A 26,997-nucleotide genomic window follows, 5' to 3' on the forward strand; every position below is an offset into this window, starting at 1 on the left:
CCGGCGACGTGGACCCCGGCCGTCCGTGAGCGCGCGCCGGGGCTCAGCCGGCCGGCGAGTCCGGCGCGGGGCGCGACGGCGCCATCGCCCAGCGGACCGCGGACGTGACGGCGCTTCCCAGGGGCCTGACGCACCAGGCGTCGACCAGCGGCAGCCGGGGCAGACCCAGCTCCCGGGCGGCCCAGGAGGGCAGCAGGGAGACCGCGTTGGCGGCCAGGACTCCGTAGGGGAGGCGGGCGGCGAGCGGGACGGGAGGGTTCAGCAGCAGGAAGCGGGCCGCCTCGCGCGCCTGGGCGGTGGCGCGCAGTTCCGGGCGGTAGGAGTCGAGCAGGGCGGCGAGTTCCGCGCGGTCGCGGGGCGGATCGAGCACGCCCAGCGCGGTCGCCGTGCGGGCGGTGTCGGCGACGTAGCCGTCGCAGCCGTCGTCGGAGAGCGGATGTGTTCCGTAGCGCTGGTGCGCCCGCAGGAAGCTGTCGACCTCGGCCGCGTGGACCCAGCCCAGCAGATGGGGGTCGGCGGCGTGGTAGGCGTCGCCTTCGGGGGTGAAGCCGCGGACGCGCTCGTGGACCGACCGGACCTCCTCGCACGCCTGCCGCGCGTGCTCGGCCGTCCCGTAGGTGGTCGTGGCCAGGAAGGTGCTGGTGCGCTGCAGCCGTCCCCAGGGGTCGCCGCGGTAGCCGGAGTGGGCCGCCACGGCCGCCATGGCGAGCGGGTGCAGGGACTGCAGCAGCAGCGCCGAGAGCCCGCCGATGAACATCGAGGCGTCCCCGTGCACCCGGCGGACGGGGCGCTCCGGTCCGAACCAGCGCGGGCCCGGTGTGCCGTGGATACGGGCGCGGTTGCGCGGGCCGTCCGGACCGGCGACGCGCGTGAACAGGCCCCTGCCCAACTGCCCTCGCAGTCCGGCCAGACCGGATGTGCCCCATTGGACGACTCTCATCGGCGCCGGTCCCTTCTGCCCGGTCGGCCGAGCGGGGTCCGCGGGCCTCGCGCCCGCGGTCCCGCTCACCGGCCGCCGCGATCCGACCCGGATCGGGAGCCCGGGTCTCTCGGTACGGGTCGACCCGTACCGTTCAGACTGTACGGCTCAGGCCTTGGCGGCCTCCGCGGCGCCCTCCTCCGAGTCCGCCCTGGCCGTGGTCAGCGTGCCGCCGGCGTTCTCGAGGTGGGCCCGGACGAACCACTGGAACTGCTCCAGGTCCCGCAGCTGTCCGATGAGCAGGTCCTCCGTCGCCGGGTCGATCTCCCCCACGATCTTGATCGCCGCGCGCATGTCCTCGATGAGGCCGGTGTAGACGACGTCCAGGGCGCCGAGGTGCGCGATGGCGTCCTCGCGGCCGATGGAGTAGTCGTCCCAGGTCCGTTCCCGCACCAGGGCGCCGGGCGTGCCCTGGGCGACACCGCCCAGGGCCGCCACGCGTTCGGCCACGTCGTCGGCCATGTCGCGCACCCGGTCGACCTGCGGGTCGATCATCTGGTGCACGGCGATGAAGTGGGGCCCCACGACGTTCCAGTGCACGTGCTTGAGCGTGAGGTGGAGGTCGTTGAGGGCGTGCAGCCGTACGCGGAGGACGTCGATGAGCCGACCGGCCGCCTCGCGCTCGATGCCCGGCACCGTGTACTTCGGGGTGAGGTCAGTCGTCGTCACTGCAACTCCTTCTTCGTGGGGGTGAGGTAGGAGTTCTGGTGCCCCACCTGCGCGTCCGCAGACATGGCAATTCAGGGCCACACCGCGGGCGCGGGCGCCGCGGGGGCGGACCGGCCGGTCCGCGGGGGCGTCACCGGACGGGCCCGATGACCTGCACCGCCCGGCTCAGCAGCACCACGCCCGCGACGATCAGCAGGGCGCCCAGCAGCACGGGCACCAGCCACCAGCCCGAGCGGATCTTCTCGTCGAACAGGATGATGCCCAGCGTCAGGCTCACCGTCGCGTCGCCGATGGTCAGCGCGGGCTGGGACGCGATCAGCGGGCCCGCCTGGAGGGCGTTCTCCAGCAGGAGCAGCCCGGCCAGCCCGGCCAGTGCGAAGCCGTACGTCTGCCAGGAGGTGAGGAAGGCGGTGAAGCCGTGATCGGCGAACGTGCCCGTGGCGGACTTGAGCAGGGCGGCCGTCAGGGCGTTGCCGATCGCGGCCGCGGCGGCGAGGAGAGCGGCCCGGAGTGTTGCCGGGCGACCGGGGCGGGCCAGCGCGACGGCCGCCGCCATCGCGCCCAGGCAGAGCACGAGCACCGGGATCCAGTGCGTCATCGGGGCCTGGTCGCCGGCTCCGTGCGGGGCGGCGCAGGCCAGGCCCAGAGCCAGTCCGGCCACCACGCCGACGACTCCCCACCAGCCCGGGCCCGGCAGCCGGCGGCGCATCAGCCGGGACGCGACGAACAGGGCGAAGGGCAGTTCCAGGATGAACAGCGGCTGTACGAGGGCGAGGGGGCCGTTGACCAGCGCCAGGCTCTGGAAGAGCGCGGAACAGATCACCCCCGTCATGCCGATCACCCAGACGGGCCGGCGGGCCAGTTCCGCCAGCAGACGCAGCCCGCTGCTGTCGGCGGTGGAGGCCGCCTTGCGCTGGAAGGCGGTCCCCACGGCGTTGCTCGCCGCGCCCGCGACGGCGAAGAGCGCGGCCAACTCGATCATGCGGCGCCTCGCAGGGGAGGGGACAGTGCGGCAGCCGTTCTCCGGATCAGGCACTCGGCAGCCCTCAGCCTACGCAGCGGCCGGTGCTCCGGCATACGGGCGGTGCACGGACCGTGCGGGCAGCGCCGTCGCGCCGGTTCCGGCGTGCTGTGGCGGTGCCCGCACGGGAAGGCCACCGGCCGGGCACGACATGCCGCGTGCCCGGCCCCGGGCACGGACCGGGGCCGGGCCCGCGTTTCGCCGCCGGGCAGCCGGTCCGGCGGATCGTCCCGGCTGCCCGGCGGATCGGATCCCGCAGCGGAGGCCGACCCCCTGCCCGGTGTCAGGCGGCAGGCTCGGCGGCCACCGCGGGTGCCCCGGCCGGCCGTGCGGGCAGCGTGAGGACGGCGAGGAAGCCCGCGACCGCCACCGCGGCGAAGAAGTAGAAACCCCAGGGGTGGCCGATGCCCGCGGCGACGAGCGCGCCGGTGACGGACGGGCCGACGATGGAGCCGATACGGCCGATGCCGGAGGCGGAGCCGAGGGCCGTGCCGCGGACGGCGGCCGGGTAGTAGTCGGTGACGTAGGCGTAGACGAGGACCTGTGCCGGGCGCCACGGGTCCGTGCCGCCCGCGGCGACGCTGTCGGTGACGATGCCGTGCACCCGCTCCAGCTGCCGCCGGTCGATGATCGGGCCGAGCGCCACGTCCTCCCGCGCGGGATCGCCGACGGGCAGCGACCGGGCCTTCGCGGCGAGCGCGGCGCCGTACTCCTCGACCAGCGACTCGTGCACGATGTGGCGGCCGGTCGTCATGCAGATCCGCCCCTGGTGCAGGTACGAGCCGGACGCGCCGGCCGAGGCCGCCCTGCGCACGTCCGCTCCCGGCAGCACCACGAGCGCGTTGTTGCCGCCGAGTTCGAGGTGGGCCCGCTTCAGCAGGCGGCCCGCCCGCTCTCCGATCGCCCGCCCGACCGGCGTGGACCCGGTGAAGGAGATCACCCGCACCTCGGGCGCCTCCACGACCGCCTGGCCCACCGAGCCGTCGCCCGGAAGCAGGTGCGGCAGCCCGGAGGGCAGTCCGGCCTCCTCGAAGACGCGGGCGATGACGACGCCGCCGACCGCGGTGCGCGGGTCCGGCTTTCATCGATTTCCCTTCCGTCACCCGAGGGGTGGTGAGTCCTGCGAGGAGGGTGGTGCGGTGGTGCGGTGGTGCGGTGGCGTCAGGACGGCGTGGTGAGCGCGGTGTCGACCTGGACCAGCCGGGGGCCGTCCGGGTGTTCGGCCAGAACGGCCCGCAACTCCGCGGTGTCGTGGACGTGCCGGGCCGAGACCCCGTAGCCCTCGGCGATGCGGGTGAAGTCCAGGCCTGGGATGTCCATCCCGGGCGCGTCCGGCACGCCGAGGAGGTCGCCGAACCAGCGCAGCGCCCCGTACGTGCCGTTGCGCAGCAGTACCACGGTCAGGGGCAGGCGGTGCCGTGCGGCCGTCCACAGCGCGGTGATGCCGTAGTTGGCCGAGCCGTCCCCGATGACGCCGACGACCGGCCGGCCGGGCTGGGCCATGGCCACCCCGACGGTGGCGGGCAGGCCGAAGCCGAGGCCGCCGGCCGCGGGGAAGTAGTAGGAGCCCGGGTGGCGCAGGTCCATCTGCCGCCACCAGGAGGAGGTCGTGGAGGTCGACTCCACCACGTACGCCGTGTCGCCGGGCAGTTCGTCCCGCAGGGCCGCGAACACCTCCTCGGGATGCGGGCGCGGGCCCGGGGCGGTGAGCGGCGCCGGGACGGGCCGGTGTTCGCCCACGGGTTCCCCGGGCGCGCCGAGCGCCTTCACCAGCAGCTCGATCACCGCGGCGGGATCGGCGACGAGCGCCTCGCCCATCGGCGCACGCGCGGCGGCGGAGGCGTCCTGCGTCACCTGGATCAGCCGGGTGCCCTCGGGGAGGTACCGCCCGGGGAGGTACTCGTGGTAGCGGAAGACCGGCGCGCCGAGCACCAGCACGAGGTCGTGGCCCTCGAAGGCGCGGCTGACGGGTTCGATCCCGGCCGGCAGCACGCCCCGGAACTGCGGGTGGCGGTTGGGGAAGGGCAGCCGGAACTGCGACGGCGCCGCCCACACCGGGCCGCCCAGCCGCTCCGCCAGCCGCACCGCGTCGTCGAAGAGCCCCGCCGCGTCGATGTCGCCGCCGAGCACGAGCGCGGGCCGCCGCGCCCCGGCGACCGCCTCGGCCAGCAGACGCCCCTGCTCCGCGCCGGGCACCCCGGCGCGGTCCACCCGCCGGTCCAGCACGGCCGCCGCGTTCTCGCCCGCGTCGACGGCCCAGTCGTCGTAGGGGACGGAGAGGTAGGTCGGCCGGCCCTGCAGCCGCGCCTCGAAGACGGCCTGGGCGAGCGCGCGGGGCACGTCCTGGGCGCACGCCGGTTCGGCGGCCCAGCCGACGAGCGGCTTCATCAGGGACGGCGCGTCGACGTTGGAGAGGTTGGCCTCCGGACCGACGGCCGGCCGCACCTGCTGGCCGGCCACGATCACCAGGGGCGTGCGCGCGGCCACGGCGTTGGTGAGGGCGCCCATCGCGTTGCCGGAGCCGGAGGCGGCGTGCAGGTTGACGAGCACCGGGCGGCCCGTGGCCTGCGCGTAGCCGTCGGCCATCCCCACCACGGCGCCCTCGTGCAGCCCCAGCACGTACCGGAACCCCTCGGGCAGGTCGGCGAGGAACGGCAGCTCGTTGGAGCCCGGATTGCCGAAGACGGTGGTCAGCCCCTGCCGGTGCAGGAACTCGTGGCAGATACGACGCACGGATGACACAGGCGGTCCTTTCCAGTGATGCGGGACACGCTAGGCACCCCGCGACATGCCGACCAATAAATGTTGCCGCCCCGCGATATAGAGTTCATCGATGTGAGCAGCTTCGATCTCAACCTCGCCCGTGTCTTCGTGCTGCTCTACGAGACCGGCAGCGTCACGGCCACCGCCGAGACCCTGCACGTCACCCAGCCGACCGTGAGCTACAGCCTGGGCAAGCTGCGCCGCCACTTCGACGACGAGCTCTTCCGCCGCACCGGCCGGGGCCTGACCCCGACAGCGGGCGCCCAGCGCCTCTACGAACCGCTGCAGCGGGCCCTCGCGGACATCGACGCGGCGACCCGGCAGGGCGACCGCTTCGACCCGCGGACCATGCCCGGCCGCTTCACCGTCGCCCTGTCCGACCTGGGCGAGGCGACCCTGCTGCCCCGTCTCGCGGCGGCGGCCCGCGAACGCGCGCCCCGCGTCTCCTTCACCGTCCGCCCGCTGGACGTCGACGCCGCCGAGGGCCAGCTGCGCCGCGGCGAGCTCGACGCCTTCGTCGCGACCCCGGTCCTCACCTCGCACCGGACCGTGCGCGTCCCGCTCTTCCACGAGCGCTACGTCGGCATGGTCGCCGCCGACCACCCGCGTGTCCGCGGCACGTCCGTCACCCTGCCGGAGCTCGCGGCCGAACACCACGCGACGGTGTACGGACCCAGCGGCCACGTCGCGCCTCGCTCGCTGCTCGCCACGTACGGCCTGCTGGACCGGGTGGCCGTCGAGGCGACGCGGTTCTCGATGCTGCCCTACCTGCTGGAGCGGACCGACCTCATCGCGATCGTCCCCGAGTACGTCGGGGAGGTGTTCACCGCCTCCCATCGCCTCCGTCTGGTGCGGCTGCCCTTCGAGACCGAACCGATCGAAGTCGCGCTCTACGCCCGCCACGAGGCGTCACGCAGTCCCTCGCAGCGCTGGCTGGTCCACTTCATGGCCGAGGTGCTGGGCGAGCTGGTCAGTCCGGCGCAGCTGCCGCCGAGCGCCGGGCCGTGACCGGCTCAGCGCGCTCGCGCCGGGCGCGGCCCGGCGGGGGAGAGCCGCTCCGACGCGGCCCTGGCGTGCAGCGAATCCAGCGTCCGCAGCTGCCGCTCCGCCCGCTGCAGCAACTCCTCCAACCCGGGCGGGCCGGGGTCCGGGTCGCGGGGCGCGCCGCGGAGCAGGGCGCGCCACAGCAACGCCCTGCCGGTCACGCCCAGGCGCAGGGCTTCGAGCTCGACCAGCACCGAAAGGGGGGAGGAGCGCAGCAGACGGCCGTTGGGCTTGACCCGGCCGAGCTTCTCGCCCAGCCATGCCCCGTACACCTTGTACCGCCGTGGGCGGACGCCGAGCCGGGCCATCAGCCGCACCATGTCCTGCCGGTCCCGGGCGATCTGTGCCGCCAGGTCGCGCAGTTCGCCGCCGAACGCCGAGTCACCGTGCTCCTGGACCATACGCCGCGCGAGTTCCGCACCGGCCGTCGCACCGGCCAGGTGATCGTTCAGATAGACGCGAAGAATTGAAGAACTCATCTTTGCTCCCGTGGCCGCTCCGGCACACATAGAAAGCTTCTATTGCCTTCATTGAAAACCGGTTCGGGTGGAGCCAAGGGGCCAGGTTGACCGGCGTCGGCACGGCTGACACTTTTACTGCACCGCGGACAGGGGGTTCAGGAGTGCCCACGAAATAGCGTGTCACACTTCCCCGCCGGGTACCGCAGCGGAGAAATTCCCGGCCCCGGCCGCCGGCTGTTTCCGGATCGACTTCATCACGGGCAACGACGTATGACGCCCCGCGCGCAAGGAGCAGGAACATGGCAACGCGAGCAAGGCAATGGCGTCCCGGTGTGGCGGGGACGGCCGTACTCGGTCTGGCCCTGGCCGCCTGCGGCGGGGCGAAGGTCGGCGACCGGTCCGCCGCGGCGGGCGGCGGTTCGGGCGGATGCGGCACGTTCAGCGTCGCGGTCAACCCGTGGGTGGGCTACGCGGCGGACGCTGCGGTCGTCGGCTACGTCGCCGGGCACAAGCTCGGCTGCAAGGTCGTCAAGAAGGACCTGAAGGCCGAGATCGGCTGGCAGGGGTTCGAGACGGGCGAGGTCGACGCGATACTGGAGAACTGGGGTCACGACGATCTGAAGAAGAAGTACATCGACCAGCAGAAAATCGCCGTCGATCTCGGCGCGACCGGCAACAAGGGAATCATCGGCTGGTATGTCCCGCCGTGGATCGCCAAGAAGTACCCGGACATCGTGAACTGGAAGAACCTCAACAAGTACGCGTCGAACTTCAAGACCTCCGAATCGGGCGGCAAGGGCCAGCTCCTCGACGGAGACCCCTCCTACCAGACCAACGACGCGGCTCTGGCGAAGAACCTGAAGTTGAACTTCAAGGTGGTCTACGCGGGCAGCGAGACCGCCCTCATCCAGGGCTTCCGGGACGCCGAGAAGAACAAGAAGTGGATGATCGGCTACTTCTACCAGCCGCAGTGGTTCTTCTCGGAGGTACCGCTGGTACACGTCAACCTGCCCAAGCACACGCCGGGTTGCGACTCCGATCCGGCGAAGGTCGCCTGCGACTACCCGGTGTTCGACCTCGACAAGATCGTCAGCACCCGGTTCGCGAAGTCCGGCAGCCCGGCCTACGACCTGGTGAAGAACTTCAGGTGGACCAACGCCGACCAGAACACCGTGGCCACGTACATCGCCGTGGACAAGATGACACCGCGGGCGGCGGCGAAGAAGTGGGTCGAGGCCAACCCCGCCAAGGTCAAGGCCTGGCTCGGCGGGTGAGGCCGGGCTCGTCGTGCCGTGCGCGGGCCGGGGCTCAGGCCGGGTCCAGGGCGCACCGGAACCCGACGTTGCCGGTCGCCGAGTCCGGGAAGAGTCCCTGCCGCGCGGCGACCCGGTAGCGGCGGCAGTAGGACGCGTGACACAGGTAGGAGCCGCCCTTGGCGACGCGCCGGTCGTCGCCGGGGGAGAAGGGCCCGGCGCACCACTCCCAGACGTTGCCGGTGGTGTTGTACAGGCCGAAGCCGTTGGGCTCGTAGGCGTCGACCGGACAGGTGCCGTACCAGCCGTCGGCCGTGGGACGGCGGTGGGGGAAGTCGCCCTGCCACACGTTCATCCGGGGGCGGCCGTCCGGTTCGAACTCGTCGCCCCAGGGGAACACCCTGCCCTCCAGTCCGCCTCGGGCGGCGCGTTCCCATTCCGCCTCGGTGGGCAGTCGTTTGCCCGCCCACGCGCAGTAGGCGCGCGCGTCGTCCCAGTCGACGTGGACGACCGGATGGTCCGGCCGGTCCTCCCAGGTGGAGTGGGGTCCGTCGGGACGGCGCCAGTCGGCGCCCTCCACCTGCCGCCACCAGGGCGCGGCCGCCACCGCCCGGGTCGGCGGGAAGTCGTCCGGCAGCCGTCCCGCGAAGACGAACGACCAGCCGATCCGCTCGGCGGAGGTGCGGTACCCGGTGTCGGCGGCGAAGCGCGCGAACTGCGCGGCGGTCACCGCGCGGGCGTCGATCCAGAAGGAGTCGACGTACACCGCGCGCACCGGGCCCTCCCCGTCCGCCGGATAGGCGAGCGCGTCCTGGCTGCCCATGAGGAACTCACCGGCGGGGACGGCCACCATCCCCTCCGGCCCCGCCCGGTGCGCGGCGGGCGGCGGGGACGGCCGGGCGGCCGCCCGGCCGCCGCCCGAACCGCCCGACGGCGTGCAGCAGTTCACTGGGCCCCCATGACGCGTCGGTGCAGCCCGCCGTCGAACTCGGCGGGGTCGGCGGCCGCGGCGGCCAGATCGATGCGCACGGTGTGCAGGGTCCCGGTGAACTCGTTGTCGAGGGCCGGGTAGTCGTCGGTCACCGGAGTGCTCAGGTCCACCCCGACGTCGAGCGTCTCGTCGAAGGAGAAGTAGTACGGGATGGTCCGCTCGATCCGTCCGCTGCCGTGCTTCTCGCCGTCCACCAGGAGGGTGGCGGTCCCGCCCTTGCCGAGCCCGCCACCGTCGTAGTCGAACTCGAGCCGGACCTCGTGCCGTCCCGGTGCCGGGGACCGGCCGCCGCGCACGGTGTACACGGTCATGCCGAAGTAGTTGTAGGCGTAGGCGGGCCTGCCCTCGGTGAAGTACAGGCTCCAGCCGCCGAACCGGCCGCCCTGCGCGATGATCACACCCTCGGCCGGCGCCGCCGGCAGGTCCACGTGGGCGGTGACGCTGTGGGAGCGGTTCTTGACGTTGGGCGTGGTCTCCTCCGTGAAGCGCCGCATCCCCGCGCGGTAGGTGACCGAGGTGCGGTCGCCCAGCAGGTCGATGCGGCCGGCCAGGGCCGGGTTCTCCCGCTCGGTGACCCGGTCGTCCAGCGGGAACACCTGGTACTTGGCCGCCTCGATCAGGAACAGGTCCTGCAACGCCCGCAGTTTCCCGGGATGTGCGGCGGCCAGGTCGCGGGCCTGGCTCCAGTCCCGGGACAGGTCGTACAGCTCCCACACGTCGTCGGCGAACCTCCGGTCCTTGTCCGGCACCATCTCCCAGGGGATGCCGTGCCGGGTGACCGCCATCCAGCCGTCGTGGTAGATGCCCCGGTTGCCGCACATCTCGAAGTACTGGGTGCGGCGATGTTCCGGGGCCAGGGCGTCGTCGAGCGTCCGCCGCATGCTCGCGCCCTCGATGGGCTGCTGCGGCACCCCGTCCACACTGAACGGCGCCGGGATGCCCGCGCAGTCCAGGATCGTCGGCAGGACGTCGATCACGTGGGAGAACTGGTGGCGCAGCCCGCCCCGTTCGGCGACCCCCCGCGGCCAGTGCAGGATCATGCCGTCGCGGGTGCCGCCGAAGTGCGAGGCGACCTGCTTGGTCCACTGGTAGGGCGTGTTCAGCGCGAGCGCCCAGCCCGCGGGAGCGATCGGATAGCTGAGCGGGCCCCCGATCTCGTCGATGTGGCCGATCATCTCGTCCGGGTCGTCCACGACGCCGTGGCCCAGCCGGTGCTCGACGACGGTGCCTTCGATGCCGCCCTCGCCGGAGGCGCCGTTGTCGCCCAGGATGTACAGGACGATGGTGTCGTCCAGTTCGCCGAGCTCCTGGAGCGCGTCGAGGAACCGGTCGACCTGGACGTCGGCGTGCTCGGTGAATCCGGCGAACGTCTCCATGAAGCGGGCCGACAACCGGCGCTGGTTGTCGCTGAGTTCGTCCCAGTGCGGGACGCCCTCCGCCCAGGGCGCGAGTTCCGTGTGCGGGGGCACGACGCCGAGCTCCTTCTGCCGTTCGAGGGTCAGCTCCCGCTGGCGGTCCCAGCCGTGGTCGAAGCGTCCGCGGTACTTCTCCTGCCATTCACGGCCCACGTGCAGCGGCGCGTGCGCGGCGCCCAGCGCGAGGTAGGTGAAGAACGGCCGGTCCGGCGTCAGCGTCCGCTGGGTGCGCACCCAGTCGATGGCGTGGTCCACGAGGTCCTCGGAGAGGTGGTAGCCGTCCTCGGGCCGGCGCTCCGGCTCGACGGGAGTGGTGCCCTGGTAGAGCAGCGGGTACCAGTGGTTCATCTCGGCGCCCATGAACCCGTAGAAGGTGTCGAACCCCTCCCCGGTGGGCCAGCGGTCGAACGGCCCGACCGCGCTGATCTCCCTCGGCGGGGTCTGGTGCCACTTGCCGAAGGCGGCCGTGCTGTAGCCGTTGCCCTGCAGGATCTGGGCCATGGTGGCGGCGCTGCGCGGCCGGAAGCCGTTGTAGCCGGGGGCCGCCGTGGTCATCTCGGTGGTGCCGCCCATGCCGACCGAGTGGTGGTTGCGGCCGGTCAGCAGGGCCTGCCGGGTCGGCGAGCACAAGGCTGTCACGTGGAAGCGGGTGTAGCGCAGCCCGTTGCCGGCCAGCCGCTCCGCCGCCGGCATCTCGCAGGGCCCGCCGAACGCGCTGGAGGTACCGAATCCGAGGTCGTCCACGAGCACGATCACCACGTTCGGAGCGTTCTCGGGCGGTGGCACCGGACCGATCGGCGTGAAGGGGACCTCCTGGTCGTGGACGTCCATCGCGGTGGTCAGCGGCCGGTGGGTGTCCGGCCGCGGAAGTATGTGCCGTCCGGCGTCGAACTCGGTCATGTGTTTCCTCCTCTGCACATCGGACTTCCGACGGCACCTGCGCACGCGCATTCCCGACGCTCTTCGCTCCCCTTTGCCGGTGCGGCGGAAGCGGACGCCTGCATTGCGGTCGAAGCCTGTGGTGAGCCAAAAATGACATTCCGGCCGACCGCGGTCAACGAGGTGGCGGGAGACGGCCTGAACGCATAATCGATACCGGCGGTAGAAGACGTCTATGTGTCCCGTGGGTGTCCCGCGACAGGTCACCGCCCTGCCAGGCCGGTGGCGGAGCCTTCTCCCGCCGCCGTCACGCACGACGTCCGCCCGCGGGCCCCGGCCGTCTCGCGACCCGGACGAGGACGAATGGGAATTTCCTCAGCACCGTCCATCCTGACCGGCCGGGAAAGTGAGGAGGGTAAGCCGAGGCGGGGAAACCGGGGCCGGGAAACCGCGGGGGAACCGCCTTTCATGAGCAGCGGGTGATTCGCGCGGTGGCCGGTGCCGTTCCTTTTCGTCGCCTCCTTTTCGTTGTCTCCTTTTCGTCGTCGCACCCGCGCCGCTTCCGAAGCGTGCCCCACCGCACCGCACCGCACCGCGGGCTGACCGCGGCCCGCAGCCGGGAGCGCCGCCTGGCCGGCGCCATCGGTGCCGCTGCGCTGAACGGTTGCCGGCGGCTGCCCCCACCAGAGCCGGCACCTTGCCGGTCCCTCCATGGCAGCGATAGAAGGTCTCTATCGCTCGGCCTGCGCCGGTACCGCTGCCGCCTGCCGCGCGGACATCTCGCGGGCCACGTCGATGAACGCCTGCGCGGCGGGTGACAGGGGCCCGCCCCGCCACAGGAGCCAGACCGGCCGGATCAGCCGCGGACGGGTCGTGAGCGCCACCGCCCCGCGTCTGGCGGCGTCCTCGGCCAGCGAGCGCGGCAGGAGCGTCGCGCCGGCGCCGGCCAGCACCAGCGGGACGACGGCCGCCTGGTGCACGGTGTCCACGGCGATGCGCGGGCTCCGGCCCTCCGAGCGGAGTGCCTCGTCCATCAGGGCCCGGGTCGCGGTGCCCGGCGCGGTCGCCACCAGGTCCAGTGCGGCCACCTCGCTGAGCGCCACGGGCCCGGTCTGCGGGAAGCGCTCGGAGCGCGGCACCACCGCCAGGACCTCCTGCCGGCACAGCTCCAGGGAATCGACGGCCTTGCCGCGGGTCCTGACGTCGGTCAGCCCCAGCTCGCACTCGCCGGTGCGCACCATGTCCGCGACGGCCGGGGTGTCCGGCGGTTCCACGATCACGATGTCGATCCCCGGATGCCGCCCGCGGAAGTCCCCGGCCAGCTCCGCCAGGGGATCGGCCGCCAGCGTCGTCGGCGCGACGACGTCCAGCCTGCCGCCCTCCAGCCCGGCGATGGTGCGCACCACCGACCGGGCCGTCTCCAGGTCGCGCATGACCTGCCGGGCGGGCTCCACGAACGCCTCGCCCGCCGACGTCAGCGCGACGCCGCGTCCCAGCCGGTGGAAGAGGGCGGTGCCCAGCTCCCGTTCGAGCAGACGGATCGCGTGCGACAACGACGGCTGCGCCACATGCAGGCTGTGGGCGGCGCTCGTGAAGCTGCGGTGCGCGGCTACGGCGAGGAAGTATTCGACCTGGCGGCGTTCCATAGAGAGGTTCTATCTCTCCCGGGAGGTGCCCCGCCATCCTCGGCCGCCCACCGGGACGGGGCCCGCGCGCCTCCAGTACGCCACGTCCTCCAGACCCCGCCCGCTCGCCCCGCCCGGGCCCGGGCCGTCGCCGCCAGTGCCTCACGAGGGCTTCGGCGGCCGATGTCACGAGGGCTGCGGCGACCGACGTCACGACGCCTGGGCCGACGCGCCCGCCTGCGGAGACGGTGCCGGTTCGCCCGCCCGTGGAGACCGTGCTCCTTCCCTGCCCAGGACGGCCGCGCCGACGGCCTTCGCCCGCGTAGACGCTGCCGACGGCCTCCGCCCGTGGAGACGGCGCCGACGGTCTCCGCCCGCGAGGAGTTCGCCGATCCCCTCCGCCCGTGAAGACCGCGCCGACGGCCTTCGCGCGCGTAGACGGTGCCGATCGCCTCCGCCCGTGGAGACGGCGCCGACGGTCTCCACCCGCGAGGACTCCGCCGATCCCCTCCGTCGGCGAAAAAACCGCGCCGACGGCATCCGCCCGTGAAGACCGCGCCACCACGCCCGGGCGGAGGCCGATGCCCGGCCGGTCCCGGTCGCCGCCCGTACCGGTGCCCGGCGCCCGGACCCGGGTGGGTCCGCGATGCTTGACGACCCGTCCGTCGCTCGATATGTACATGCCAGAGCATTGGTATGGACCAACTCTGCCGCTTCACGCGCCACCCCGGCGCCCACCCCCCAGTGGAGGCAGCACATGCGAAGACCGTCCGCACTTCTCACCCTGTTCGCCGGGCTGCTTCTGCTGGTCCTGGCCCCGCCCGCATCCGCCGCGGGCGCGCCGAGCGCGGCCTTCGCCCGGACGTCGACATGGGACGGTGGGTACCAGGGCGCGTACACCGTCACCAACGGCGGCAGCGGCACCCTGTCGGCCTGGAGGGTCGAGTTCGACCTCCCGTCCGGAACCACCGTCGGCTCGTACTGGGACGCGCTGCTCACCCGGAGCGGCAACCACTACACCTTCGCCAACCGTGACTACAACGGCACCTTGGCGCCGGGCGCGTCCGCCACCTTCGGATGGGTGTCGAGCGGCACCGGCACACCCACCGGCTGCAAGCTCGACGGGGCTTCCTGTATGGGAGGTTCGAGTACCGACAGCACGCCGCCCAGCACCCCGGCCGGAGTGACCGTCGGCGCGGCCACCAGCTCCTCCCTGACCGTGCGCTGGAACGCGTCGACCGACGACTCCGGCTCCGTCGCCGGCTACGAGGTCTCACGCGACGGAGGCACGCCCGTCACCGTCACGGGCACCTCGTACACGGCCGACGGGCTGCAGGCCGCCACGAGTTACTCGTTCCGCGTGCGCGCCCGCGACGCCGCGGGCAACGTCTCCGCGTACTCCGCGGCCGCCGCGGGCACGACCTCCGGCGACGGCCGCCCGGACAGCGGCGGCCTGGCCACCGCGCCGTACGTCGACATGGGGGCGTGGCCGACGCCCAGCATGCCCGACATGTCCTCCGCGAGCGGGGTGAAGAACTACACGATGGCCTTCATCACCGCCTCCGGCTGCAAGGCGATGTGGTTCAACGCCTATGACCCGCGCGACGGTTGGGCCAAGGACCAGATCGACGCCGTGCGGGCGGCCGGGGGAGACGTCAAGGTCTCCTTCGGCGGCGCCAGCGGTATCGAACTGGCGCAGGCCTGCGGTTCGGTGGACGCGCTCTACGCCGAGTACGACGCGGTCGTGAACGCCTACGGCCTGACGTACGCCGACTTCGACATCGAGGGCGCGGCCACCGCCGACCCGGCCTCCGTCGCCCGCCGCTCCCAGGCCCTCGCGCGCCTGCAGCAGGCCCATCCGGGGCTGCGGATCTCGCTGACGCTGCCGGTGCTGCCGGAGGGGCTGACCTCGGACGGCCTGAACGTGGTGCGGTCGGCGCGCGACGCGGGCGTGGACGTGGACGTGGTGAACGTGATGGCCATGGACTACTACCGTGACGTCGACTACGGCGACGCGGCCGTCCAGGCCGCCCGGAGCACCTTCGCCCAGCTGAAGTCGCTCTACCCGGGCAGGACCGATGCCCAGGTCTGGGGGATGGTCGGGGTGACGCCCATGCTCGGCCAGAACGACGACGGTCACCTCTACGACCAGTCCGACGCCCGCCAGTTGGTCTCCTTCGCCCAGGGGGAGCATCTGGGGGAGCTCGCGTTCTGGGAGGCCACGCGGGACCGCAACGCCTGCACGGGCGCGCTGTACAAGTGCACCAACATCCCGCAATCGCCCTACGAGTTCGCGAAGATCTTCGCGGGTTACACCGGCTGAGACTCCGCCCCGCACACACCCCTCGGCGGACGTGTGCGGGGCCGTCCGCGCGACGGCTCCGGGCGGTGGGAGGCGGCACGACACGTCGCCGTCCGTCCGGCCGGGCGGTCGGAGGCGGGCGGGGGAGCGGCGGGTGCCAGGGTGCGCACGGTGTCTGTACGCGGTCCGGGTGTTGGGATAACGTCGCCCTGCCCCAGCGTATTGAAACGATTCAAATCGCCTCTGAGGGAGCAGGATGCCATGACATCGAGCCGTACATCGCAGAGCGCCGCCCAGCCCGCCCCCCGCCGCCGCACGGTCCTCGCGGCCGGTGCCGGCGCGGTCGCCCTGACCGTCGGGCCCGCCGGCCCGGCCCCGGCCGTCGCGGCCCCGGGTGCCGGCGCCGCGACGGCCGCGCCGTCCGAACCGCCGCGCCCCGGCACCGGCTGGCAGCGCTACGTCCAGGGCCCCGCGTCCCGCACGGTGCGCCCCGAGCGGGTGCTCGCCTCGGCCGGCGACGTACGCCGCCCGAAGGCGCTGCTGAGGCCGGGCGGCGCCAGAACGGTGCTGCACCGCCCGCAGCCGGCCCCCGCACCCCGCTGGCCGGAGGGCACCACGGCAGAGGCGTCCACGACGCACGCCGGCAACAACGGCAACGACGGGCGCCCGCGCACCTATGACGCCGCCAACGCCATCGACGGCGACCCCGACACCTTCTGGAACGACGACACGCTCGCCGCGTTCCCGGACGTCCTGACCGTCTCCCTGCCCGAGGCCCGGCGGATGTCCGGGATCACGGTGATCTCCAACAGCGACGGGGTGCCGACCGCCTTCACCGTCGACGTGTGGACGGACAACGCCTGGAAGACCGCCGCCACGGTGTCTGACAACGATGTCATCCAGCGGGCGGTGCCCTTCGCGTCTCCCGTGTCGGCCGGCAAGGTCCGCATCACCGTGACCGCCGTGCAGGACACCCCGCACGGGGCCTTCACCCGGATCAACGAAGTGTGGCCCGAGCCCGTGGAACCGGTGACGCCGCCCAGCGTCACGGTCGACTTCGGCAAGGTCGTCGTAGGGTATCCGCGCATCCGCTTCACCTCGGCCTCCGCCGACTCGCCCGGCGTGCGCCTGGCGTTCTCCGAGACCCGCCAGTTCCTCACCGAGCGCTCCGACTTCACACGCTCCGACCAGTCCGGCGGCGCGGGCCGGGGAACCGACCAGTTCGCGGTCCCGCCCCAGGGGGCCGACTGGACCGACCACAAGGGCTTCCAGGCGGACGGCAAGGTCTACGCCGACGGCCTGCACGGCTTCCGCTACCTGCGCGTCACCCTCGACGCCCTGGACTCCGACGCCCCGGCGGCCCAGCCCTGGGGAACGGTCGAGATCGACTCCGTCAGCCTGGACTTCACCGCCCACCTGGGCGCGCCCGGCACCTACCGCGGCTGGTTCCTGTGCTCCGACGACGCGCTCAACCGTTACTGGTACGGCGCCGCGTACACCAACGAACTCGTCACCGACACGTTCCGCCAGGACGACGTGGACCCGCGGAACGCCTGGACCGCCTCGCTGGAAGGCAGGCTCGTCCTGCACGACGGCGCCAAGCGCGACCGCGACCCCTACGTCGGCGATCTGGCTGTGTCGGCGAGGACGTTGTACCTCACCCACGACGACACGGCGGCCGCCGCCCGCAACGTACTGGCCGACCTCGCGGACCACCAGCGCGCGGACGGCTGGATCCCACCGGCCTCCATCTCCTCCTACGGGCTCCCGCTGTTCGACTATCCGCTGTGGTGGGTCACCTGCAGCTGGGACTACGTGCTCTACACCGGCGACCGGGCCTACGCGGGGCGCTACTACCCGAACCTGGTGAAGGTGCTGGACACCTGGTACCCGAGCGTCACGGACGAGGCCGGTCTGCTCAGCAAGGGCCTCAACAACACCGGCGGATACGGCGATTACGCCTTCCTGGGCCGCACCGGGCGGATCACCTACTACAACGCGCTGTACGTCCAGGCCCTCAGGGACGCCGCGCGGCTCGCCGGTCTGCTGGGGCACGAAGGGGACGCGACGCGCTGGACGCGACGGGCCGACGCGGTCACGGAAGCGATCAACACGCATCTGTGGGACGACGCGGCGGGGGCCTATCTCGACTCGGCCACCGGACCGGTGCGGCACGCGCAGGACGGCAACTCCCTCGCCGTCACCGCGGGCGTCGCGGACGCCGGCCGCGCGCGATCGGTCCTCGCCCATCTCGACGCGACGACCCGACGCCCGTACGGCAACGCGTTCATGGACAACGACACCCTTTTCGCCGACGCCTCGCAGCGCGTGTACGCCTTCACGTCGTACCCCGAGATCGTGGCCCGGTTCACGGCCGGGCGCGCCGGCTCCGCGCTCGACCAGATCCGGCGCACGTACGGCTGGATGGACGGCCACGACCCCGGCGTCACCCACTGGGAGGGCATCGGTCCCGGCGGATCCCTCTACGAGGGCGCCTACACCAGCATGGCGCACGGCTGGTCCACGGGAGTCCTGCCGGCGCTGACGCACCAACTGCTGGGCGCCCGGCCCACATCGCCCGGCTACGCCACCTGGGAGGTGCGTCCGCACCCCGGCGACGTCGCCTGGGCGCAGGGCCGGCTCCCCACCCCGCACGGCGCGCTGCAGGTGGCCTGGCGGGACTCCGGGGGCTCCTTCCGGCTCGACGTCGACGTCCCGAGGGGGACGCGGGCGACGGTCGCCCTGCCGGGGGACAGCCGTCGTCTGACGGTACGGTCGCGCGGTCGCGTGGTCTGGGCCGGGCGTCGCGTGTCGGCCGACGAGGTCGGCGTCGTCGACGGACGCGTCACGATCTCCGACCTGGCGCCGGGCGCGCACCGTCTCACGGCCCGACGGGAGGGCTGAGCGCCGACGGCGGACGCCCCGGAGGCCCCACAGCGGGCTCCGGGGCTCACCGGCTCCCGGGCGCCGCGCTCGTCCCCTCTCACGACACCCCTGTCCGGCGTCACTGGTTTCCCGGGGACGAAACGGGCACTCGATGGTGAGTGACGTCACGGAGGGGATGATTCGGTGTGATCGTCATAGCGGTCTTGGTGCTGCCCGTACTGGGGGCTGTTCTGCTGCTCATGGATCGTGTCGAGGACTGGATGACGGGGACGCCGTCCACCCCTCGGCACGCGGGCCCGCGTCGGCATCTGCGGCTGATCAGGGGCGGGGCCGAGGCCTCCGGCTCCCACCCGGGGCCGGCCCGGTCGGCGTCCGGGGGCCGCGGACACGCGGCCTGACCGCCCGCCGCGGGACAAGGCCGTCACAGGATCCCTGAGGGCGTCGCACCCGGTCCCGGCCCGCTCGTGACGCGTCCTCGTCGTCCTTGTCCTCCTCCCCGTGCCGTCCCCGTCTTCCTCCCCGTCGTCAGACCCGCTGGCGTGTCGAGCGGTACAGCTCCTCGGAGGTGGACAGCAGCTCGCGTTGCTCCTCCTCGGAGCCCACCATGGGCTGCGAACCGTGCAGCGGCACCTGCGCGCTCTCGGGCAGGAACTTCACCGTGACGAGCCCGATGAGGCCGGCCAGCATCAGGTAGTACGCGGGCATCAGATCGTCGCCGGTCACCCGGACCAGCGCGGCCGTGACCAGGGGCGTGGTGCCGCCGAAGGCGGCCACGGCGAAGTTGAAGCCGATGCCCATGGCCGCGTAGCGCACGGCCGTGGGGAAGAGCGCGGGCAGCGTGGCGGCACTCGGCGCGGCGAAGCAGGCCAGCAGCGTCGACAGGATCAGCACACCGAAGACCGGCGGCCAGGTCCCGTGCATCTTGATCAGCTGGAAGGACGGGATGGCCAGCACGATCATCGCCGCCGCGGACACGGCGTAGACAGGGCGCCGGCCCACATGGTCGCTGAGACGGCCGATGAAGGTGATCAGCAGCACGATCCAGACCATCCCGATGAGCACCAGCACGTCCGCGGAGGAGCTGGAGCGGTTCAGGGTCTCGGTCTGATACGTGGGCAGGTAGCCGGTGACCATGTAGTTGGTGACGTTGTACAGCAGCACGAGTCCCATGCAGACCAGCAGGGCGGGCCAGTGGTTCCTGATGATGTCCTTGAACTCGCTGCCGGCCGAGGACTGCGCGAGGCTCTTCTCGTGCTCGTCGAGCTGCTGCTGGAAGGCGGGCGACTCCTCCAGCTTCAGGCGCATGTACAGGCCGATGGCACCCAGCGGCCCCGCGATCAGGAAGGGGACCCGCCAGCCCCACGCGAGCATCTGCTCGTCGTTCAACGCCACGTTCAGGACGGTGACCAGGGCCGAACCGAGCGCGTAGCCGACGAACGTACCGAAGTCCAGCCAGCTGGAGAGGAAGCCGCGGCGGCGGTCGGGGGAGTACTCGGCCACGAAGGTGGTCGCGCCGCCGTACTCCCCGCCGGTGGAGAAGCCCTGGACCATGCGGGAGAGCAGCAGGAGGATCGGCGCGGCGATGCCGATGGTCGAGTAGCTGGGGATCAGGCCGATGGCGAAGGTGCCGATCGCCATCATGATCATGGTGGTGGCCAGCACCTTCTGCCGGCCCAGACGGTCACCGAGCGGCCCGAACACCAGACCGCCGAGCGGGCGTACGACGAACGCCGCGGCGAACGTGGCGAAGGAGGAGATGACCTGGGCGCCGGGCGAGGCCCCGGGGAAGAAGACCTTGCCGATGATGGCGGCGAGATAGCTGTAGACGCCGAAGTCGAACCATTCCATGCAGTTGCCGAGCGCGGAGGCACCGACAGCGCGCCGCAGCAGCGGCGGCTCGACGACCTGGACGTCCTCCTTGCGCAGGGCGCGCCTGCTGTGACGGAGTCTGCGGGTGAGCTCCTCGCGGACCTGCTGCGGCATGGTCGCCACGCCGTTCCGCAGCCGCTCCCCGCTACGGGGGCCTCGCCGGGGGTCCTCGGGGCTCGCAGTCACTCGGCACGCCACCTTGCTCGATCGTTCGTGTTACCGCACTTCCAGTCGTCCGCATCGAGCGGAAGCAGGGCTTCCGATGCGTGACAGAACGGCTGCCCAACAGAGCGTCGTTCACGCATGTGCCGACCCGAACGGACCGCCGCGACCAGGTCCGCGTCACGAGCAGGCCCTCGGGGGCACGCACATGATCCTCAGGAAGTCTCCACCGCCGCCTTGATCCGCTGTCCGAAGGCGGGCGCGTCCTTGCGCGCCGCGCTCAGCGCGAGGCCCACCAGCAGCTTTCCGATGCCGTGGCCCTCGAGAACGTTGAAGATCCGCACCCGGGTCGTGCCCGGACCGGTGGATTCCAGGTCGTAGCCGCCCTCGTCCGCCGTCACGGCGTTCTTGGAGATCTCCGTCCAGCGGATCCGGTGCGGAGCCTCCAGTTCGGTGATCCGGAACCTCCGGCCGGTCCTCATGCCGGCGTCCCTGACGGTGCTCGTGAAGACCGTGCCGACCGCCGTCGGCCCCTGCGGGGTCTTCGTTATCGCCTGGACCCTGGGGCTGAACGCGGGGTCGTTCGTGCCCTCGGCGAGGAAGGCGAACACGTCCTCGACAGGGCGGTTGATCTCGGCTGTCGCCTCGAATCGACCGGCCACGATTCCTCCTGTGCCGCCATCGCCGGGAGCCACGGCCGACGCGTGAGCCGATGGGCCGAGCACCGTCAGCGTAACGGCGCGGCGCCGGTCGCGCCGCGCCGGCGCAGCCGCGCCCCGGCGCCGGCGGCACGTCGCCGACCGGGCCGGGTGGCCGGCCACGGGTGCTTTTGCCATGCTGGCGCAGGGCGGCACCCTTTGACGCGACAAGGAGTCCCCTATGCCGACGGATATGCCGACGGACGCGGTCGAACGATTCCTGGCAGTCCTTGCCCCGGAGCACCGGGAGGCCGTCGGCGCCCGGCCGCACGAGGAGCAGGAACGCCTGGCCGCGGCCTGGGAGCAGGAACTGGCGTCGGACGACGCACTCGACACCCTCGACGAACTCTCACCGCCGGCGGCCGAGGCCGAGGCGGCCCGCCGTGTCCTGGACCGCGGCAGCGACTAGAGGCGATCGATTCCAGGCGGTCAGTGGCCGTCGGCGATCAGTGAGCGGTGGATCGGCTGTCCGGTCCTGTCGTCGTGCCGGAGGGCGGCGGTGATCGCGTCTCGGCGGTCGTGCACGGCCTCGCGGCCGCGGGCCCGAGCCCGGCTCGTCACGAGCGGCCGGCATCGCCGATCGGCACGGCCCGTCCCGTCACCCGTGTACGGGTGTCCCGCGGATCCACGTCGATCAGCAGGTCGCTGGGGGGCCCATGTCCTCTCCCTGGCGGATCTCGATCCTGCTCGGGGAGGTCACGAGACCCAGTGTGCGGAGGTATCCGCCGAACGCCGCGGCCGCCGCCCCGGTCGCCGGGTCCTCCACGACACCGCCGACGGGGAAGGGGTCCCGGGCGTGGAAACGCTCCGGCGTCTCCCGCCACACCAGATGGACGGTGGTCCAGTCGTACCGGCGCATCACCTCGGCGAGGCCGTCGAAGTCGTGGGCCAGTTCCGCCAGTCGCGCCCGCGACGCGGGCGCCGGCAGCGGCTGGTGCGAGTGAGCTGCTCACCGCACTTCGCCGACGTGCCGGTACGCCTGGCCCGGCACCGCAGACGGTGGACGGCACCGGCCGCCCGGACGTTCGCCCAAGCACTGGTGCGGCACTCGTCGCTCCCGGCGGCCTGGGCGGGGTCCGGCGACGGTTCGGCGCTCTGAAGGCGCGCGGGGAGGCCCGCGACCGGTCACGACCACGCCGCAGCCATCGGCTGCCGCCACAGGGCTGCCGCCGGCAGACGACATGTCCGGTGCGGTTCCAGGGGCCGGGCGGGCGGTCGGCCACGGTGGCCGAGTTCCCCGCTTCCACGGGTGCCGGGCCTCCGAGCCGGGTTCGACCTGCGATTTCTTCGCCTCCGGACCAATCCGCGGGCCTCGCGGCCTCGGATTACGCCCGGACATGTCCCGACCACGGAGGACCCCGTGAAAGAAGCCGTGCACATCGGCAGGAATCCCTCGGCGGAACCGGACCTGCAGGAGCTGGTGGGCCGGGTGGCCCTGGGCGACGAGGACGCGTTCGCCTCGGTCTACGACGCCGTGGTGAGTCCGGTCCTGGGGGCCGTCCGTGCCGTCCTGCGCGACCGGGCGCAGTCGGAGGAAGTGGCCCAGGAGGTCTTCGTGGAAGTGTGGCGCACCGCCCCCCGGTACCGCCCCGACCGGGGGACGGCCATCAACTGGATCCTCACCCTCGCGCACCGCCGAGCCGTGGACCGCGTGCGTTCGGTGGAGGCCGCGGCCGCCCGCGACCACAAGGCCGCGCTGCTGGACCGTACGCCCGAGTACGACGAGGTGAGCGAACAGATCGAGGCGCGGTTGGAGCGCGAACAGGTGCGGCGCTGTCTGCGCACCCTGACCGAGATCCAGCGCCAGGCGGTCACGCTGGCGTACTACCGAGGACTGACCTACCGCCAGGTGGCGGAAGCGCTGACGCTGCCGCTGGGCACCGTCAAGACCCGACTGCGCGACGGCTTGATCCGGCTGCGCGACTGCCTGGGGGTGACCGCATGATGACCGCCGACCTGCACCGCATGACGGGGGCCTACGCCCTGGACGCCCTGCCCGACGAGGAGCGGGACGCGTTCGAGCGGCACCTCGCGAGCTGCGAACCGTGCGCCCAGGAGACCGCCGAACTCTGCGCCACCGCGGCCCGCCTCGGTCTCGCCGTGTCCGTCACGCCGCGTCCGGCGCTGCGCGATCAGGTGCTGCACCGGATCACGACCGTCCGGCAGGACGCGCCCGGAGGGCCTTCGCCGATCCGTTCGCGCCGTGCCGGTCCGCGGGCGCGCGTGCTGTCGCGCTGGGCGCTGGCCGCATGCCTCGCGGCGGCGGCCGCGCTGGGCGGCACGGCGGTGTGGCAGCACCAGCGTGCCGAGGACGCCCTGAGCCAGGCGCGCCGGGCCGAACAGGGGACGGACGAGATCGCCGCCGTACTGGCCGCCCCGGACGCCAGGACCCGGGCGGCCGAGCTGGGCGGCGGTGCCACCGGGACCGTCGTCGTCTCCAGGAGCCAGGACAGAGCCGTGTTCGTCGTCTCCGGGATGGCACATCCTCCCGGTGGCAAGGTCTACCAGCTGTGGTTCGACGACGACGGCACCATGCGGTCCGCGGGCCTCATGGACCCCGGCCGCAGCGACCAGGCCGTCCTGATGCGGGGCGCCGTCGACGGCGCGTCCGGCATGGGCGTGACCGTCGAACCCGCGGGCGGCTCGAAGAAGCCCACCTCGGCCCCGCTCGCGCTGATGAGCTTCCCCACCTGAGTACGCGACTTCTTCCCGGCGCGGAAGGACGGCGTTATCGGGTGCGAAATCGGCCTGCGCTGAATTCCCCCAACATTCGATGATACGTAGCCGACACGGGTTCGGATTGGTCCGGGAAAAACATTCGTCCGATCGGGCGGCCGACCAATCCGGAAGTCTTTCGGGGCCGGATTCCCCACGTGAGCGACGACGAGCTGAAACCACGACAACGCCGCGGCCGGACGCGGCCGTTCCTGGGCGCACTGAGCGGTGTCCTGGCCGGATTCGCCGCACTGGCCGTCGCCGAACTGGTGTCGGCGGCGGTACGGCCGCAGGCCGGTCCGGTCATCGCGGTCGGCGGCGCGGCGATCGATCGCACACCGGCCGCGGTGAAGGACTGGGCCATCCGGAATTTCGGCACGAACGACAAACTCGTTCTCCAGCTCGGAATCCTCACCGTCCTGGCGCTTTTCGCACTGGCGCTGGGAATGGTCGCGCTGCGGTTCCGCCGCACCGGTGCCGCGGGTGTTCTGCTGTTCGGCGCCGTCGGGGCGGTCGCGGCGACGAGCCGCCCCGACTCGGCCGGCCCGTCCGACGCCCTGCCCTCCGTGGTGGGTGCGGTCGTCGCCGCGGCCCTGCTGTACGTCCTCGTCGGCCGTCTCGCGCCAGGAACCCCCGGCGCGGAGGGCGTCCGCGGACCCGACTGGGATCGCCGCGGCTTCGTGATCGCCGCGACCGCCGCTGCCGCCGTGTCGGCGGGCGCCGGAGCGCTGGGCCGGACACTGAACGCCTCCCGTGGGCAGGACGCGGTCGCCTCCCGCGACCGGGTCGTCCTGCCGGCGCCCGCGTCCGCCGCGCCCGCCGTACCCAAGGGCGCCCAGGTGCGGATCCCGGGGGTGAGCCCCTTCATCACCCCGAACGGGTCCTTCTACCGCGTCGACACCGCCCTGGTGGTGCCCAAGGTGGACGCGACGACCTGGCGGCTGCGCATCCACGGCAAGGGCGTCACCCGACCGCTCACCCTCTCCTTCGGCGATCTCCTGCGGCGTGAGCTGATCGAGCGGGACATCACGCTGACCTGCGTGTCGAACGAGGTCGGCGGCCCCTACGTCGGCAACGCCCGCTGGATCGGTGTGCGACTGGCCGGCCTGCTGGCCGACTGCGGTGTGCAGCCACCGTCGAAGGGGGGCCCGGCCGACCAGCTGGTGGCCCGTTCGGTGGACGGCATGACCATCGGCAGCCCGGTGGAGGACGTGATGGACGGCCGTGACGCCCTCCTCGCCCTCGGCATGAACGGCCGGCCCCTGCCCTTCACCCACGGCTTCCCCGTCCGCATGGTGGTGCCCGGCCTCTACGGCTACGTCTCCGCCTGCAAGTGGATCGAGGACATCGAACTCACCACCTTCGACGCCTACGACAGCTACTGGGTCAGGCGCAGCTGGGCCCGCCGGGCCCCCGTCAAGACCCAGTCCCGCATCGACACCCCCAAGCCCTTCGCCCGCCCGAAGGCCGGCACCGTCATGGTCGCCGGAGTCGCCTGGGCCCAGCACCGCGGCATCGACAAGGTCGAGCTGCGCGTCGACGACGGCCCCTGGCAGGGGGCCCGCCTCGCGGCCGAGGACTCCCGCGACACCTGGCGCCAGTGGTCCTTCCCCTGGCAGGCCACCAAGGGCGGCCACACCCTCACCGTCCGCGCCACCGACCGCGACGGCCACGTCCAGACCGCCCGGCGTACCCGGACCATCCCCGACGGTGCCAGCGGCCACCACTCCGTGGTCGTGACCGTCGACTGACCGGCAGACCCCCAACCCCCGACAGCGCAGCCCACGCTGCGACAACCCAGAGGAGAAACACCATGAATCCCCGTATCCGCATGCGCCGTACCGCCGTCACCCTGGCCGCCGCGGCCGTGCTTCCGCTCGCGTTGAGCGCCTGCAGCGGCAACGGCAGCGACTCCGCGAAGGCCGACTCCTCACCGAAGGCGTCCACCTCCGCGGCGGACAACGGCATGGGCAGCAGCGCGTCGCCGATGGACGAGCCGTTCGGCCCGGCCTGTTCGTCGGTGCCCAAGAGCGGCGCCGGATCCTTCGACGGCATGGCCAAGGACCCGGTGGCCACCGCCGCGTCCAACAACCCGGCTCTGTCCACCCTGGTCACCGCGGTCAAGAAGGCCGGCCTGGTCGACACCCTCAACAACGCCCAGAACATCACCGTGTTCGCGCCGACCAACGACGCCTTCGCGAAGATCCCGAAGGCGACCCTGGACAAGGTCCTCAACGACAAGGCCCAGCTGACGAAGATCCTCACCTATCACGTGGTGGGCAAGAAGCTGACGCCGGCGGACCTGGAGAACGGCTCCTTCGCCACCCTGGAGAAGTCGAAGCTCACCACGTCCGGATCGGGCGAGTCCTACACGGTCAACGACTCCGCCAAGGTCGTCTGCGGCAACGTCAGGACCGCCAACGCCAACGTCTACATCATCGACAGCGTTCTCATGCCCACCGGCTGACATCCCGTCAGTGACGCCGGGCGCCGCGCCGACGGTGCCCGGCGTCAGGGGCGCGGACGCCTCGGCGCCGGCTGTCCCGTGTCACTTCCTGCCGCCGAACGCCTCCTTGCGGATGACGTCGAGGATGCCCGGAACGCCTTCCGTGGTGCGGACGTCGATGAAGGCGCGCACATGACCGGTGCCGGTCGCCTCCCGCACCAGCGCGTCCGCCAGGTCCGCGCGAGAGGTGAACCGGCCGGGAAGGCGCGAGGTGGCGACCTGGTAGGCGCTGACGGCCTCCGTGTCGAAGAGACCGGCGGGCCGGACGACCGTCCACTCGTGATCAGTGTCCCCGACGATCCGCTCCATGCGGCGCATGTCCTCGTAGACCGTGCGTCCGACGGTGCGCGCGACGAGGGGTTCGAGCACTTTCCGGAAGAAGAGGGTCTCACCGGGTGCCGGCACACCGAAGAGCACGGTCGAGGTGACGCAGACCAGACGCCGTACGCCGTGCTCGGTCATGGCCTGCGCGATGTGGGTGACGCCCTCCGAGTACACGCTGACCGGCGTCCGGGCGAACGGGACCCCGAGCGTGGAGATCACCGCGTCCTGCCCGGCCACGGTGCTTTCGACGGCGGCGGCGTCGAGCACGTCCGCACCGGCCACGTGCAGCCGCGGGTGGCTCAGCGGGAAGTCCTCGGGCCGCCGTGTGACGGCGGTGACCGTGTGTCCTGCGGCGATCGCCTGCGCGGTGACCTGGCGTCCGGTCGCTCCGTTGGCCCCGAATACGACGAGCTTCACTGCGTTCCCCTCTCCTGC

21 protein-coding genes and 2 pseudogenes are annotated in these 26,997 nt (G+C 72.5%); 9 read left to right on the top strand and 14 right to left on the bottom strand.

The window, feature by feature from the left end; translation table 11 throughout:
- Window positions 1–43 precede the first annotated feature (43 nt).
- The 5 genes and pseudogenes from ACJ9NR_RS35895 to mdlC form a co-directional block, all read right to left on the bottom strand.
- On the bottom strand, window positions 44–940 hold the full coding sequence (locus tag ACJ9NR_RS35895) for an oxygenase MpaB family protein (RefSeq protein WP_412492470.1): 897 nt from the start codon (window positions 938–940) through the stop codon (window positions 44–46).
- Between the two features lie 147 nt (window positions 941–1,087).
- Window positions 1,088–1,648 carry a Dps family protein gene (locus ACJ9NR_RS35900; RefSeq protein WP_412492471.1) on the bottom strand — a complete coding sequence of 187 codons (561 nt, stop codon included), beginning with the start codon at window positions 1,646–1,648 and terminating at the stop codon, window positions 1,088–1,090.
- A gap of 130 nt (window positions 1,649–1,778) precedes the next feature.
- Entirely contained in the window at window positions 1,779–2,630 is an 852-nt protein-coding gene (locus tag ACJ9NR_RS35905; protein ID WP_412492472.1) for a DMT family transporter, read from the bottom strand.
- A gap of 322 nt (window positions 2,631–2,952) precedes the next feature.
- Window positions 2,953–3,750, bottom strand: a pseudogene (locus tag ACJ9NR_RS35910) (aldehyde dehydrogenase family protein); the annotation flags it as partial.
- 80 nt (window positions 3,751–3,830) lie between these two features.
- On the bottom strand, window positions 3,831–5,411 hold the full coding sequence (gene mdlC / locus ACJ9NR_RS35915; RefSeq protein WP_412492473.1) for a benzoylformate decarboxylase: 1,581 nt from the start codon (window positions 5,409–5,411) through the stop codon (window positions 3,831–3,833).
- A gap of 93 nt (window positions 5,412–5,504) precedes the next feature.
- Here mdlC and ACJ9NR_RS35920 point away from each other — a divergent pair, with 93 nt between their 5' ends.
- Window positions 5,505–6,440, top strand: coding sequence for a LysR family transcriptional regulator (locus ACJ9NR_RS35920; RefSeq protein WP_412492474.1), 936 nt, complete (start codon window positions 5,505–5,507; stop codon window positions 6,438–6,440).
- Between the two features lie 5 nt (window positions 6,441–6,445).
- On the opposite strand, the gene ACJ9NR_RS35925 is transcribed toward ACJ9NR_RS35920, so the two are convergent.
- Window positions 6,446–6,955, bottom strand: coding sequence for a hypothetical protein (locus tag ACJ9NR_RS35925; protein WP_412492475.1), 510 nt, complete (start codon window positions 6,953–6,955; stop codon window positions 6,446–6,448).
- A 281-nt stretch (window positions 6,956–7,236) separates the two neighbouring features.
- Here ACJ9NR_RS35925 and ACJ9NR_RS35930 point away from each other — a divergent pair, with 281 nt between their 5' ends.
- Complete coding sequence (locus ACJ9NR_RS35930; protein WP_412492476.1) at window positions 7,237–8,211, top strand: ABC transporter substrate-binding protein; 975 nt, start codon at window positions 7,237–7,239, stop codon at window positions 8,209–8,211.
- Between the two features lie 34 nt (window positions 8,212–8,245).
- On the opposite strand, the gene ACJ9NR_RS35935 is transcribed toward ACJ9NR_RS35930, so the two are convergent.
- From ACJ9NR_RS35935 to ACJ9NR_RS35945, 3 genes are all read right to left on the bottom strand, one after another.
- Window positions 8,246–9,139: a formylglycine-generating enzyme family protein gene (locus ACJ9NR_RS35935; RefSeq protein ID WP_491074828.1), complete on the bottom strand. Its 894-nt coding sequence runs from the start codon at window positions 9,137–9,139 to the stop codon at window positions 8,246–8,248.
- On the bottom strand, window positions 9,136–11,496 hold the full coding sequence (locus ACJ9NR_RS35940; protein WP_412492477.1) for an arylsulfatase: 2,361 nt from the start codon (window positions 11,494–11,496) through the stop codon (window positions 9,136–9,138). Before ACJ9NR_RS35940 ends, ACJ9NR_RS35935 begins: the two co-directional genes overlap by 4 nt.
- 710 nt (window positions 11,497–12,206) lie before the next feature.
- Entirely contained in the window at window positions 12,207–13,121 is a 915-nt protein-coding gene (locus ACJ9NR_RS35945) for a LysR family transcriptional regulator (protein ID WP_412492478.1), read from the bottom strand.
- A gap of 736 nt (window positions 13,122–13,857) precedes the next feature.
- Between ACJ9NR_RS35945 and ACJ9NR_RS35950 the strand changes: the two genes are divergently transcribed.
- Window positions 13,858–15,423: a cellulose binding domain-containing protein gene (locus tag ACJ9NR_RS35950; RefSeq protein WP_412492479.1), complete on the top strand. Its 1,566-nt coding sequence runs from the start codon at window positions 13,858–13,860 to the stop codon at window positions 15,421–15,423.
- 240 nt (window positions 15,424–15,663) lie between these two features.
- Complete coding sequence (locus tag ACJ9NR_RS35955) at window positions 15,664–18,306, top strand: alpha-L-rhamnosidase-related protein (RefSeq protein WP_412492480.1); 2,643 nt, start codon at window positions 15,664–15,666, stop codon at window positions 18,304–18,306.
- 507 nt (window positions 18,307–18,813) lie between these two features.
- On the opposite strand, the gene ACJ9NR_RS35960 is transcribed toward ACJ9NR_RS35955, so the two are convergent.
- Both ACJ9NR_RS35960 and ACJ9NR_RS35965 read right to left on the bottom strand, forming a co-directional pair.
- The gene (locus ACJ9NR_RS35960; RefSeq protein WP_412492958.1) at window positions 18,814–20,271 is read right to left on the bottom strand and encodes an MFS transporter; all 1,458 of its coding nucleotides are present in this window, start codon (window positions 20,269–20,271) and stop codon (window positions 18,814–18,816) included.
- 263 nt (window positions 20,272–20,534) lie between these two features.
- Window positions 20,535–20,981, bottom strand: a complete 447-nt coding sequence (locus tag ACJ9NR_RS35965; RefSeq protein WP_412492481.1) for an SRPBCC family protein — start codon at window positions 20,979–20,981, stop codon at window positions 20,535–20,537.
- A gap of 229 nt (window positions 20,982–21,210) precedes the next feature.
- On the opposite strand from ACJ9NR_RS35965, the gene ACJ9NR_RS35970 reads away from it, so the two are divergent.
- Window positions 21,211–21,426 carry a hypothetical protein gene (locus tag ACJ9NR_RS35970; RefSeq protein ID WP_412492959.1) on the top strand — a complete coding sequence of 72 codons (216 nt, stop codon included), beginning with the start codon at window positions 21,211–21,213 and terminating at the stop codon, window positions 21,424–21,426.
- A gap of 20 nt (window positions 21,427–21,446) precedes the next feature.
- Here ACJ9NR_RS35970 and ACJ9NR_RS35975 read toward each other — a convergent pair whose 3' ends face one another.
- Together ACJ9NR_RS35975 and ACJ9NR_RS35980 are read right to left on the bottom strand one after the other, a co-directional pair.
- Window positions 21,447–21,578 carry a hypothetical protein gene (locus tag ACJ9NR_RS35975; protein ID WP_412492482.1) on the bottom strand — a complete coding sequence of 44 codons (132 nt, stop codon included), beginning with the start codon at window positions 21,576–21,578 and terminating at the stop codon, window positions 21,447–21,449.
- Window positions 21,575–21,939: pseudogene (locus tag ACJ9NR_RS35980) on the bottom strand (PhzF family phenazine biosynthesis protein); the annotation flags it as partial. The pseudogene ACJ9NR_RS35980 and the gene ACJ9NR_RS35975, both read right to left, overlap by 4 nt.
- A gap of 438 nt (window positions 21,940–22,377) precedes the next feature.
- Between ACJ9NR_RS35980 and ACJ9NR_RS35985 the strand changes: the two are divergent.
- The 4 genes from ACJ9NR_RS35985 to ACJ9NR_RS36000 all read left to right on the top strand — a co-directional run bounded on the left by ACJ9NR_RS35985 (window position 22,378) and on the right by ACJ9NR_RS36000 (window position 26,199).
- A complete protein-coding gene (locus tag ACJ9NR_RS35985) occupies window positions 22,378–22,962 on the top strand; it encodes a sigma-70 family RNA polymerase sigma factor (protein ID WP_412492483.1) in 585 nt (194 codons plus the stop codon).
- A complete protein-coding gene (locus tag ACJ9NR_RS35990; protein ID WP_412492484.1) occupies window positions 22,959–23,711 on the top strand; it encodes an anti-sigma factor in 753 nt (250 codons plus the stop codon). The genes ACJ9NR_RS35985 and ACJ9NR_RS35990 overlap by 4 nt, the downstream gene beginning before the upstream one ends.
- Window positions 23,712–23,890: 179 nt before the next feature.
- A complete protein-coding gene (locus ACJ9NR_RS35995) occupies window positions 23,891–25,483 on the top strand; it encodes a molybdopterin-dependent oxidoreductase (RefSeq protein WP_412492485.1) in 1,593 nt (530 codons plus the stop codon).
- A gap of 62 nt (window positions 25,484–25,545) precedes the next feature.
- Window positions 25,546–26,199, top strand: coding sequence for a fasciclin domain-containing protein (locus ACJ9NR_RS36000; protein ID WP_412492486.1), 654 nt, complete (start codon window positions 25,546–25,548; stop codon window positions 26,197–26,199).
- An 81-nt stretch (window positions 26,200–26,280) separates the two neighbouring features.
- On the opposite strand, the gene ACJ9NR_RS36005 is transcribed toward ACJ9NR_RS36000, so the two are convergent.
- Entirely contained in the window at window positions 26,281–26,979 is a 699-nt protein-coding gene (locus ACJ9NR_RS36005; protein ID WP_412492487.1) for an NAD(P)-dependent oxidoreductase, read from the bottom strand.
- Window positions 26,980–26,997: the final 18 nt, after the last annotated feature.

This window comes from Streptomyces sediminimaris, assembly GCF_047049295.1.
Classification (GTDB): domain Bacteria; phylum Actinomycetota; class Actinomycetes; order Streptomycetales; family Streptomycetaceae; genus Streptomyces; species Streptomyces sediminimaris.